A 12,833-nucleotide genomic window follows, 5' to 3' on the forward strand; every position below is an offset into this window, starting at 1 on the left:
ATAAAGGAAAAAATAAACACATGTCGAAGATAAATATTAATTTAGAATTTCAATTATTTATAAAGAAGGTGTACGTGTTGAATTTTTTTTCAATTAAAAATAAGCTTTTTACATATATAGCAACTATTACAATATTAGCTTTGATAATATCGAGTACAGCTATTTATGTTTTGTTTTTTCAAACATTAAAGAATAATGCTATTGATAATATGATTATTGAATCTAAAAAATCAAAAGAACAATTAGAAACTTTTTTAAAACTTGTAGTCACAACAGGTTCTTTTTTAGCTACAGACAAATTAGTAATTGATGCCTTAGAAAAAGAAAATAGCATTGAAAAAGATACTTATTTTAAGAATGAGATTGATAAAATGCTAAAGGATATGTTAAAAGTACCAGGGTATATAAATAATATTTATATTTTATCACCTAATAGTCAGATCTATACAAATGACTCTGAAGTAAATGAAGAATTATTAAGAAGTTTTTTTAGTTTGGAGAAAAATGATTTTATTGCTAATAAGTTTTCTTATACAAAAATACATAATATGGAGTATTCATCAAAAAGAAGTTTAGATACTATTTCTTATGTTAGGCCCGTTTTTGATTTGAAGACAGATAGTGCTATCGGAACTATTATTATTGATATTAACTATGCTTATTTAAAAAAACTATTTGCAATAGAGTCGGTAAAAAGTGAAGAAAAAACAGTTGTTCTTACCGATAAAGGTGAAAAAATTTATGCTTATCCATATCACAATTTTAAAGGAAAGGAAATCGAAAAGTTAATAGAATTAAATTCTTCTAATAGCAATAAAACAGAAATTTTTGGCGAACAAAGCTATATAATTTCAACTCATATAGGATATACCAAATGGAAAATTTTTAGAATAGTACCAGCTGAAAGAATTTATGATAAAGCAAAACCTGTTCAAACTATAGCTATGATTGTAACGATGATTTTTATAGTATTATCATTTTTTGCATCATATATTCTTTCTACTACTTTTACAAGGCCAATAAAAGAGTTGAATTCAAAAATAAAAATGGTTGAGAACGGAGAATTAGATGTCAATGTCCAATTAAGAAATAAAGATGAATTAGGGGTACTAAGTAATTCATTTAATAAAATGGTTAACCAATTAAGAAATTTGATATCAGATAAAATTAATGAAGAAAAGAAAAAATCCGAAATGGAATTTAAAATACTACAGTCCCAAATTAATCCTCATTTTTTATATAATACTTTAGACTCGGTAAAATGGTTGGCTATTATTCAAAATGTTGATAATATTGCGGATATGATAACGGCACTAATTAACCTACTTAAGTATAATATTTCTAAAAATAATTATTCAGTAAATTTGAGAGATGAACTGAATAATGTTAAGAATTATATAAAAATTCAGAAATATAGATATGGTGATATTTTCAGAGTAATATACTCAATAAATAATGAAACTTTAGATTGTACTGTTCTTAGATTTATGCTTCAACCTATTGTGGAAAATGTGATTATTCATGCGTTTGAGGAAATTGAAAATAATGGGGAGATTGAAATATCATCGTTTTTTGAAAATAATCAATTAGTTTTGACTATTATGGATAATGGTATAGGTATGAATGTAGATGAACCATTAATACTAAAAGAAAAAAAGAATAGGTTTAGTGGGATAGGACTTAAAAATATTGAAGATAGAATCAAATTATATTTTGGATTAGATTATGGTTTGCAAATATTTAGTGAAAAAGGTAAAGGTACAAATGTTAAAATTACTTTGCCAATAATTAAAAATGAAAAGTAATATAGAATCTTCTTTGTGAAAAATTGACTTCTTAGTAGTTTAGGGATTGCATTGTTTGCTTGTGAAAAGAAAACATTTTGTGATGTGAAGTAAATGAGAGTAAGTAAGAAAATTGAAGAATATGGTATAATTAATAGGAAAATAACGATTATATGTAGACTACAATATAAAAATGGGGGGAGTTTCATGAAGAAAGTATTATCCGTATTATTCTTTTTTACGACCATAACCAGTTTATTAGTAGGGTGTAGTAATAAAAATCAAAATAGTGATTTTAGAGAAGAGAAAAAAAAGCTTATTTGTGCTATTGAACTTCATTCATTATCTAATCCCTATTATACTACTTTAAAAGAAGGAGCAGAGATGTTTGTAAATTCATTGCCTAAAGATACTGCAGAATTAAAGGTAATGTTTAGTGAGAATGATGATGAGAGAGAACTTAAAAATATAAAATCTCTCATAGCTGAAGGTGGAGGGGATGTAATACTTTTTATAGATTCAAATCAAGCATCAAATCTTTCTGGAATAGCTGAAATTTGTGAAAAAGAAGGTATTTATTGGAGTTCGGTTTGGAGCACTGCTAAAGGAGTATATCCAACAAATTATAAATATTATACATTATTTCAATCCCAAGATGATGAGCAAGCAGGATATGATATTGCTGTAGAAATGTTTGATTCACTTAAAATACCTGGAAGAGGAAAAATATTAGCCATACAAGGGAGACTTTCTAATACGGCTGCAATAAATAGATATAATGGTTTAAAGAGAGCATTAAATGAATATCCTGAGATAATATTATTGGATAGTCAAAGTGGAGAATGGAATTCTGAAAAAGCTTTTGCAATTACTGAAAATTGGCTTGCTAAATATAGAGAAGTAGATGGGATTTGGTGTGCTAATGATGATATGGCGCTTGCTGTTATTAAAGCACTTAAATCTAAAAATTTGAATGGAAAAGTAAAAGTTGTAGGTATAAATAGTATAGATGGTGCTGTTGAAGCAATAAAAAAAGGAGATTTATTAGCTACAGTATCTAGTAATGGGTGGATGCAAGCTTTTTTTGGGCTAGCTTATCCATATGCAGCCTACACAGGGAAAATTGATACCCAATCTATGCAAGGAGAAGAATCTATGATATACACTCCAGGATATTTAATTACGAATGATACAGTTGATGAATATGAAGAAATGTTTATTAAAAATAAACCAAAATACGATTATACTGAACTAGGAACTTGTGTAGCTAGACCAATGGATATAGAAAAATAGTTATATTTCAGAGAAGATAGCATTATTGCTACTTCTCTTTTCTTTTTATAAATAAAGTTATGAATATGGATAAATTATAAAAATATATTATAAAAAATAATAATAAATTGTAAAACATAATGATATTTTAAGTATTATAAAAAATAGGTAAAAAAATATATAAAAAATATAAAGATTATCCATTTAACGCAATAAGAGTATTTTGTATAATTGAGTAAAAATATAAAACATTTATTATAAGGGGGATTTTTTATGAAGAAATTGTTAGCCTTATTAGTATTTTGTACATTGATATTGGGTTCATTAGCTGGTTGTAGTAACACAAAAGATACGACTACAGGAAGTAAAGAATCAGGCGAAAAGAAAAACAAGCTTATTTGCGCTATTGAACTACATTCACTATCTAATCCATATTATGTGACGTTAAAAGAAGGAGCTGAGATGTTTGTAAATTCTTTACCAGAAGGTACTGCTGAATTACAAGTTATGTTAAGTGAAGATGATGATGAAAAAGAGATTAATAATATCAAATCGCTTATTGCTCGTGGTGGAAAAGATGTAATCCTTTTCATCGACCCTAATCAAGCTCCTAATATTGCAACTATAGCAGAGATATGCGAAGAAGAAGGTATATATTGGAGTTCAGTTTGGAGTACTGCTGAAGGCGTTCTTCCAACTAATCATGAGTATTATTCCTTATTCCAATCTCAAGATGATGAACAGGCAGGATATGATATTGCAAAAAAAATGTTCGATTCTCTAGAAACGCCTGGAAAAGGAAAAATACTTGCAATACAAGGTAGGCTTGCGAATACAGCTGCTATAAATAGATACAATGGTTTAAAAAGAGCTTTAAAAGAATATCCTGATATAGAACTTCTAGACAGTCAAAGTGGAGAATGGAGTTCGCAAAAAGCTTTTACAGTTACTGAAACATGGCTTTCAAAATATCAAGATGTAGATGGTATTTGGTGTGCTAACGATGTTATGGCTCTAGCAGCTATTCAATCTCTAAAAGCTAAAAAAATGAATGGAAAAGTGAAAGTTGTAGGTATAAATGCTATAGATGGTGCTATTCAAGCATTGAAAGATGGCGATATGTTAGCAACAGTATCAAGTAATGGCTGGATGCAAGCTTTTTATGGATTAGCATATCCTTATGCAGCTTATAGTGGAAAATTAGATACAAAAACTATGAAGCCAGAAGAATCTATGATTCATACACCAGGTTATTTAGTTACTGCTGATACAGTTGATGATTATGAAGAGAAATTCATTAAGAATAAACCTAAATATGACTATAATGCATTAGATACATGTATAGCTAGACCGATGGAAATTAAATAATATATTTTCTAGAGAAGATAGTATTATTGATACTTCTCTAGAATTTTAAACTTAACATTATTACAAAATTTAAGAAATTTATATGAGGTGATATAGATATGAAGAGAAACTTAGAATCTGCGACAATTGCAGAAGAATTCTCTCAAAAAATTGCTGAGCAAAATAAGAAAGACAAAATTATTAAGATGGCACCTGTTATCATTTTGGTTTTTTTATTGTTAATATTTAGTTTTACAGTTCAAGGATTTTTTACAGCTTTTAATTTTGTATCTTTACTAAGACAAGCATCTATACTTCTTATTTTAGCTATGGGTATAACTTTTGTTATAGTTATGGGCGGAATTGATCTTTCGGTCGATGGTGTTATGGGACTTACAGCATCCGTTATTTCACTACTTGTATTAAATAATATTACCACTTTTGATTTGGGAATATTTGGTGTGTTGATTGTTATATGTATTGGCGCTTTTATGGGCTTTGTATCTGGGTTAATTCATGTGAAATTAAAATTACCATCATTTATTGTTACATTTGGGATGTCTAGTGTTGCAACAGGGATTGCATTACTTGCATATAAAGGGATTCCAGCAACTATTCAAGATAGGCCAATGCAGGATGTACTAGAAAGTGTATTCTTAGGCATACCAAGTATTACATGGATTTCATTGTTAATTTTTGTAGTTGCATATATAATTCAAGAATTTACTGGTCTTGGTAGATATATTTTTGCTATAGGAGATAATGAAAATACTCTTAAAGTAAGTGGTATAAATATCGATAGAGTAAAGATATTAGCTTTTTCTTGGGCTGGACTATGTACAGGAATAGCAGGTATTATTGGAGCGTTTCGTTACGGTAGAGGAGAAATCCTAGTTGGTAAAGGTATGGTTTTTCCGGTAATAACGGCTGTAGTTGTAGGAGGAACATCTCTTAGTGGTGGAAAAGGAGGAGTTGTAAATTCCTTGGTAGGCGTTCTTATAGTTACAGTATTACAGAACGCATTGATTTTGCTAGGGGTAAATCCCTATATTCAATATGCTATACAAGGAATTATAATTGTTGCAGCGGTATCTTTATCAGTTACAAGAAATAGAAAGATTATAACAAAATAGATATCAGTGTGCTTAAGGAGGGTCGAAATTGGCAAAGCAATTATTTAATATTAAAAACATAACTAAGAAATATCCTGGTACTGTTGCATTACATGATGTTTCTATGGAAATAAATGAAGGAGAAGTAATAGGCCTTGTAGGAGAAAACGGGGCTGGAAAATCTACTTTATTAAAGCTGATTATGGGAGTTGAAATGCCTACTTCAGGCGAAATGGATATTTTTGGCGAAAAGTATGCTCCTCAAACTCCTAAGGAAGCTAATGAATTAGGAATAGGTATGGTATTCCAAGAACAATCAGTTATAACTAATTTATCTGTTGGCCAAAATATATTTTTTGGGAAAGAAAAAAATTATAAAGAATTTGGGTTAGTTAACTGGAGAAGGTTGTACAAGGATACTGAAAACCTTTTTAAAGAATTAGATTTAAAAAATATTGATCCGAAGGTTAAGGTAGGTGAATTAAATTTTGCTACTAGGCAAATGGTGGAAATTGCTAAGGTTTTTAATTTAGTGAAAAGTTCAAAAGTAGAAAATTCATTAATATTATTGGATGAGCCTACATCAGTTCTAAATGATGATGAGGTTAAATATCTGTTTTCTCAAATAGAAAAATTGAAGAAGAAAGGCAATTCAGTTATATTTGTATCTCACAGAATAGATGAAGTTTTAACAATATCCGATAGAATTTATGTATTTAAAGATGGAGAAAATGTTGCTCATGTAAAAAAGGAAGAGGCAAATGAAGCATTGATTTATCAAAAAATGGTTGGTAGAACGAGTGCAGGAGAGTATTATAAAATCTCAAATCAAACTATACCTGATAAGGATATTGTTTTAGAAGCAAAAAATCTTGGGTTGAGAGGTAGCTTTAAGAAGGTATCGTTTAAACTTCATAGAGGCGAAGTTATGGGAATTTGTGGGGTAGTCGGTTCGGGAAAAGAAGACTTATGTTCAGTTATTATTGGAGATGATAAATATACTTCTGGCGAGCTTTGGATTAACAATGTAAAAAAAGAGTTTTCTGCGCCTCATGAAGCATTAAAAAATGGTATATTATTGATTCCAAAAGAGAGAAGGAAAGAGGGAATCTTTGAAACTTTAAGTTTAATAGAAAACATAAGTATGTCAAATTTATCAGATGTGAAAAAGGGAGCATTGATATCTAAAAAGAAACAGATAGATAAAGCTAAATTCTGGATTGATAAATTAAGAATAAAATGTTCCTCATATAAAGAACAAACGATTCAACTTAGTGGTGGAAATGCTCAAAAAGTTGTCTTTGCTAGAATATTAGCAAGTGATTCTAAAATTTTAGTTTTAAACCATCCAACAAGAGGGGTTGACATTGGTGCAAAAGAAGAAATATATAATTTAATTAGAGAAATAACAGCTAAGGGGATTTCGGTTATTTTACTTGGAGATACATTAGATGAATGTATTGGATTAAGCTCTACAATACTTGTCATGAAAGATGGTCTCATTACGAGCAGATTTAATGCATTACCTGAAGATAAACCTCTTGAGGAAGATATAATAAAATATATGATGTAGAAGGGGAGGTTATTATGGAATTATTAAAATCTAAAAATTCAAAATCTAAAAAAGCATCTGTTAATTTTGTTGAATACACAAACATTATTTCAATCATAGTGTTACTAATTATTTTCACGAGTATTAATCAGAATTTTTTAAGTTCTTTCAACATCAAAAATCTATTAGAAGATTTGGCCCCATTATTAGTTTTAGGATGTGGTGTAACTTGCGTTTTATTAATTTGTTCTATTGATTTATCTGTTGGTTCCATTGTTTCGTGTAGTACTGTTTTATTTGTTATTTTGTTACCCAAATTAGGATATGGTGTATATTTTGTGGTTGCTCTATATGGAATAATGGCAGGATTAATTAATGGAGTAGTATATACAAAAGTTAAAATTCCTTCATTTATTGTAACTTTAGGTTTTTCAAGTGTTTGGCAAAGTGCAGCTTACCTTATTTCTGGAGGTGCACCCCTTCAAATTCCTTTTCAACAAGGCAATTATATTGCTTGGGGAAAAATGGATTTTGGTGTTATAACATCATATTTTATTATAGGAATAGTAGTGTTGGCTATTTTCTATGTTATACAGACAAGAACTTACTTTGGAAAAGGATTCTTTGCAGTAGGAGCAAATGAAAGAGCAGCAAAAATTTCAGGTATTAATGTGGATTTTGTTAAAATTTCTGCTTTTGCCTTGTGTGGATTGACCTGTGCTTTAACTGGAATATTCTTATCAGCGAAGTTAAAGAGTGGAATACCAACAGTTGGAGACCCATTTACTTTGAAAGCAATAGCTGCTGTAGCTTTAGGTGGAACTTCATTAGGTGGAGGTAAAGGGAGTGTAATGAATACTTTATTAGGAGTTGCAATTGTAACAGTTATACACAATGGTATGAATGTAGTTGGTGTAAATGCATTTTGGCAGCATATTGTTTTTGGTGCTTTAGTTATTGCAGCTGTAGCAATGACTGTAGATAGAAAAGAAAGAGGATCAATTGTTAAGTAAAGCTAAAAGTAGTAGGTAATGGTTAGTGATACAATATATATTTAAGGATAAAAAGCTTGAATTGAAATGTTTAAAATTTTAATTCAAGTTTTTTGTTTGGGTTGCTTTAAGTCATTAGTGTTGAATTTTTGGAGAAGATGATTTATTTTTATATAAGAATTGATAAGTGAAGCTTAATAATGTAAAATTGAGTAGTGTCATTTGAGATATTTTTTTGACAGTTAGTGATTCAAGGTAAGGAGAGTATATAATGAATGATTTAAAACAATACAAAATGTTTGTTAATATAAGTAAAATCATGGCTTTTTTAATTTTGCTTTTTTACGGAGATAAAGCCATATTTATTTTAGCAGCTATTTTTGTTTTTCTACTTATGATATTTAGAGCTGTAAAAATTAATTCCAGAAAAAGATTTAGAATGTATTTAATGTTTATATATATCATTTTACTAGTTGGGCAATTAATTTTCTTTGCTAGAAACTTATTCAATTATCAGTATATAAGTTTGATTTATTTTATTAATAAAATTATTGGGATATTTTTATTGGCTTTGCCATATTTGTTTGAAAGTCTTATTACAATTAACAAATATACAGAGTTTTATTTTCCGTCAGTTCAAGATATTAATACAATGAGTTTTTCTGAAATCAAAAGTGCTATAAATAAATTGCATGAAAAAGTAAAAGGAATAGATAAAATAAAAAACAGAATTTCTACAGATAAATTAGAAGAAATAGTTAAGGATTTGCCAAGACATAGTTCAATAAAATATATTAATGATGGTACATTAACAAATGATTATTTCAAGACAGCTTATAATAGTTTAAAAGATCCATATATTTATATAGTAATATCGAATACAGGTAGTGCAGCAAGTGAATTGATTTCTGTCTTTACAAAAAAACAATATAATCATGCATCTCTAGCATTCGATTATGACTTAAAAACTATTATTAGCTATAATGGAGGGGAAAAAGTTTATCCGCCAGGGTTAAATCATGAAATGATAGAATTTTTTAATAAAAAAGAAGAGGCTTCAATTATTGTTTATAAAGTTAAAGCTAGTGAAAACCAGAAAAAGCAACTCATTGATAGAATAAAGGAAATCAATGAAGAAGGCAGTGCCTATAATATGATGGGATTGGTTTTTAAATCTTCCCATAAACCTAATATTATGTTTTGTTCTCAGTTTGTATATAAGATGTTGAAATATGCTGATTTAGCTTATTTTGATAAAGAAGATGGAAAAGTTAAACCTACAGATCTTATTGAACTCGATTATTATAGAAAGCTTCAATTTTGTTATGAAATTTTATTTAATGAATAACGATCATTCGTGCAATTAGATTTCCAAATTCTAAAAAGCAAGAAGACGTTGCATTGAAATTTATGATATAATTAAAGATAAATTCAAATTGATAGGGAGTTAATATGGTTAGCGAAAATATGTTATTACAAATTTTTAATGAAGAAACCAGTGGCAAGAATTATGCAAAAGGGCAAAGGGTTCTCAATAATGACCTGATTTCTTCGTTGAATATAACTAGTGAAGATAATTTTATTTGTATAGATGGGAATGTTATTTCAGAAAATCTTTTTAATGAATATCATACAAAAATTGAGATGGATTGGGACAAAAAAAGTATTTTTTCTACTTACTGCAGTTGTTTAGATTATGAAAAGAATGAGTTTAAGAAAAGTAATTATTGTTGCAAGCATTTAGTTGCTACATTTTACAAAGCTTTGAGTGATTTAGTTGAACATCCCCTTTTAAAAAATGAAGATATCTCTGAAAATAGTATATTTCAAAATAGAAATAATGTTTTGTCAATGCTTCTAGGGGAAGGAATAGATAAAAATAAAGATGAAATTAAAATAGAGGTTTATATTAATAAAAGTTTGTGGGATGATAAAATTTCAGCAAATTTCAAAATAGGATTAAAATCTATGAGTGCTAGAAGTCTTTATATTTTGAAGGATATAGAGCATTTTTTAGTATCTTATCATAATAAATTTCCTATTAAATATAGTAAGAACTTCACTTTTAATATCCAGAATCTAAGGCTAAGTTTGAAGGATAGGAGACTTATAGATTTTATTGAGACGCTAAGAGAGATGAGCGGAGGGGAAAAGTCTTTTAATAGACATAAAGAGAAATATTTAAATGGAAAGAATGTTTTTATCCCTAGTTATTTAGTTAGGGAATTTTTTGACGTTATTAATAATCATAGAGTATATTTGAGCGAGGGCTTTTTTTCAAGAGATGTAGATACTGAGATTTTATATGAGTCTCCACCTATAAATTTTAATTTGAAGACTATAAAAGACAATTATATTTTAAAATCTTCTGATGGGATGCCAGAGGTTTTAGGTTCTAAAGAAAATGTTTTTCTATATGGGACATCAATATATTTACCAGAGTATGAGTTTTGTTACAAGATAAGCCCGTACCTTCAAGTGTTTAATGAGAGTAAGGTTGTAACCATAAGCAAAGATAAGGAAGATACTATACTTAGAAAATTAATTCCAGAACTTAATATTTTATCGGATGATGTTACTTTATCTAAAGCTATTAAAAATAAAATTGTGATAGACAAATGTGGATTTAATTTTTATTTTGATGAGAAGGGTAAAGAGATTACACTGATATTGAAAGTTAAATATGGAAGTTACGAGTTTAATATTTTTGAGGATTGCAATGAAAAAGTTATATACAGGGAATCTAAAAAGGAAGCAGAGGTAATGAAACTTCTCAATACTTTTGGTTTTGTTGAGATAAAAGGGGTATTTAATTTCACAAGAGGAGATGACTATATTTTTAGATTCTTTAAAAGTGAAGTAGCTAAACTTCAAGAAATTGGAGAGGTATATTACTCGGAAAACTTTAAAGGTTTAAAGTCTTTGGGTGCAAAAGGAATTAAGGGAAATATTAAATCAGGGAAGTATAACTACTTTGAAATGGACTTTAAAATTGGAGATATCCCGTCTAAGGAAACTACAGAGATACTAAGGGCATTTCGAGATAATCTCAAATTTTATAAGCTTAAAAATGGTGAGTATCTAGATTTACAAGAATTGCAGCTAAATAAGTTTTTAAAACTTCTAAATACTATTGCACCTAATGAGGTAGATGATAATTATATAGAGATTCCTAAAAATAAAGGTGTTTTTTTGCATAGTTATTTAGAAGAAAATAATATAAGATATATAAAAGGCAAAAAAGAACTAAAAGAAATAAAAGATAAATTTAAGAATATTGAAAAATTAAAATTTGAAGAACCTCTTGAGTTAAATGGAAACCTCAGAAATTACCAAAAGTTGGGGTATAATTGGCTTAAAACATTAGATTATTTAGGCTTTGGAGGAATCTTAGGAGATGAGATGGGTCTGGGGAAAACTCTACAGACTATTGCTTTCATATTATCCAATAAAGAAAGTAAATCTTTGATTGTGGCGCCAACTTCATTGATATATAATTGGGTAAGTGAGTTTGAGAAATTTGCGCCTTCTGTAAGAGTAGTAGCTGCAAATGGGTCAAAAGAAGAAAGAAAAGAGATATTAAAGAATATAAAGGATTATGATGTAATTGTAACAACATATAACTTAGCAAAAAGAGATTTAGAGGGTTATAAGGCAGTAAATTTTGATTATTGTATTTTGGATGAAGCTCAGTTTATAAAAAATCCTCACTCTCAAAATGCAAAAGCTATGAAAGAAATTAATGCGAGGCACAGGTTTGCGTTATCAGGAACTCCAATAGAAAACTCACTTATGGAATTATGGTCAATATTTGATTTTATAATGCCTGGATATCTATATGATGAGAAGGTATTTAGTGTAAGATATCATAAAAAGCTAAAAGAGAGTCCAGAAGTGTTAGCTGAGTTGAATAAACTTATAAAACCTTTCATTCTTAGAAGAAGAAAAAAGGAGGTTTTGAAGGAATTGCCTGAGAAGATAGAGAAAACACTTATGGTTAATTTAGACGATGAACAAAAAAAAGTGTATGGAATATATGCAAACCATGCAGTAGAGCTTATTGAAAAAAAGGTGAAAGGCGATGAGTTTAAAAATAGTAAAATAGAAATACTTTCTTATATAACAAAGTTAAGGCAACTATGCTTAGACCCTTCAGTGGTTATGAAGGATTATAGTGGTGGTAGCGGGAAAATACAAGCTCTAATAGAACTGATTAATAAAAGTATAGAACAGGGACATAAAATACTTATTTTTTCCCAATTCACATCTGTTCTTAAAAACATAAATAAAAGATTTACGAAAGAAGGAATATCTTATAGTTATCTAGATGGTTCAGTGCCTTCTTCAAAGCGAATGAAGATGGTAAAGAATTTTAATGAAGGTGAAAACTCTGTATTCTTAATAAGTTTAAAAGCTGGAGGAACAGGTCTAAATCTTACGTCTGCTGATATAGTAGTTCATTTTGACCCTTGGTGGAATCCAGCAGTGGAAGATCAAGCTACTGATAGAGCTCATAGAATAGGGCAAAAGAATGTAGTTGAAGTAATAAAAATAATAGCCAAGGGAACTATTGAGGAGAAAATAATTGCTCTCCAAGAAGAAAAGAAAAAGCTTATATCGGAGTTAATGGGAGATGAATTGTCCTGTGGTGAAAATTTTGGTGCTATGGGTGAAGAAGAAATTCTTGGGTTGTTTGAGATGGAATAAACATAAAAAAACACTTTCAGTTACTTATAAATAAAGGTGATGAATATAAAATCTATCCATCACCTTT

Annotated in this window: 8 protein-coding genes; all 8 read left to right on the plus strand. The window is 28.9% G+C overall.

Features of this window, described 5'->3' with window-relative positions:
* The first annotated feature begins 77 nt into the window (after positions 1-77).
* The 8 genes from ACQ3F0_RS15270 to ACQ3F0_RS15305 all read left to right on the plus strand — a co-directional run bounded on the left by ACQ3F0_RS15270 (position 78) and on the right by ACQ3F0_RS15305 (position 12,766).
* On the plus strand, positions 78-1,805 hold the full coding sequence (locus ACQ3F0_RS15270; RefSeq protein WP_428866188.1) for a sensor histidine kinase: 1,728 nt from the start codon (positions 78-80) through the stop codon (positions 1,803-1,805).
* 186 nt (positions 1,806-1,991) lie between these two features.
* Complete coding sequence (locus tag ACQ3F0_RS15275) at positions 1,992-3,077, plus strand: sugar ABC transporter substrate-binding protein (protein WP_428866189.1); 1,086 nt, start codon at positions 1,992-1,994, stop codon at positions 3,075-3,077.
* A gap of 252 nt (positions 3,078-3,329) precedes the next feature.
* Positions 3,330-4,424: a sugar ABC transporter substrate-binding protein gene (locus tag ACQ3F0_RS15280; protein ID WP_428866190.1), complete on the plus strand. Its 1,095-nt coding sequence runs from the start codon at positions 3,330-3,332 to the stop codon at positions 4,422-4,424.
* 98 nt (positions 4,425-4,522) lie between these two features.
* Positions 4,523-5,536, plus strand: coding sequence for an ABC transporter permease (locus ACQ3F0_RS15285; RefSeq protein ID WP_428866191.1), 1,014 nt, complete (start codon positions 4,523-4,525; stop codon positions 5,534-5,536).
* 28 nt (positions 5,537-5,564) lie between these two features.
* On the plus strand, positions 5,565-7,088 hold the full coding sequence (locus ACQ3F0_RS15290; RefSeq protein ID WP_428866192.1) for a sugar ABC transporter ATP-binding protein: 1,524 nt from the start codon (positions 5,565-5,567) through the stop codon (positions 7,086-7,088).
* 14 nt (positions 7,089-7,102) lie between these two features.
* Positions 7,103-8,080 carry an ABC transporter permease gene (locus ACQ3F0_RS15295; RefSeq protein WP_428866193.1) on the plus strand — a complete coding sequence of 326 codons (978 nt, stop codon included), beginning with the start codon at positions 7,103-7,105 and terminating at the stop codon, positions 8,078-8,080.
* Between the two features lie 250 nt (positions 8,081-8,330).
* A complete protein-coding gene (locus tag ACQ3F0_RS15300) occupies positions 8,331-9,407 on the plus strand; it encodes a hypothetical protein (protein ID WP_428866194.1) in 1,077 nt (358 codons plus the stop codon).
* A gap of 104 nt (positions 9,408-9,511) precedes the next feature.
* Positions 9,512-12,766: a DEAD/DEAH box helicase gene (locus ACQ3F0_RS15305; RefSeq protein ID WP_428866195.1), complete on the plus strand. Its 3,255-nt coding sequence runs from the start codon at positions 9,512-9,514 to the stop codon at positions 12,764-12,766.
* The last annotated feature ends 67 nt before the right edge of the window (positions 12,767-12,833 follow it).

Origin of the sequence: Clostridium sediminicola (assembly GCF_050402865.1) — a bacterium.
GTDB lineage: Bacteria > Bacillota > Clostridia > Clostridiales > Clostridiaceae > Clostridium_AF > Clostridium_AF sediminicola.

What these genes read in the sequence shown, in the direction of transcription:
- ACQ3F0_RS15275 (WP_428866189.1), top strand. Translation starts at nt 1,992, where the DNA reads ATGAAGAAAGTATTATCCGTATTATTCTTTTTTACGACCATAACCAGT.
- ACQ3F0_RS15280 (WP_428866190.1), top strand. Translation starts at nt 3,330, where the DNA reads ATGAAGAAATTGTTAGCCTTATTAGTATTTTGTACATTGATATTGGGT.
- ACQ3F0_RS15285 (WP_428866191.1), top strand. Translation starts at nt 4,523, where the DNA reads ATGAAGAGAAACTTAGAATCTGCGACAATTGCAGAAGAATTCTCTCAA.
- ACQ3F0_RS15295 (WP_428866193.1), top strand. Translation starts at nt 7,103, where the DNA reads ATGGAATTATTAAAATCTAAAAATTCAAAATCTAAAAAAGCATCTGTT.
- ACQ3F0_RS15300 (WP_428866194.1), top strand. Translation starts at nt 8,331, where the DNA reads ATGAATGATTTAAAACAATACAAAATGTTTGTTAATATAAGTAAAATC.
- ACQ3F0_RS15305 (WP_428866195.1), top strand. Translation starts at nt 9,512, where the DNA reads ATGGTTAGCGAAAATATGTTATTACAAATTTTTAATGAAGAAACCAGT.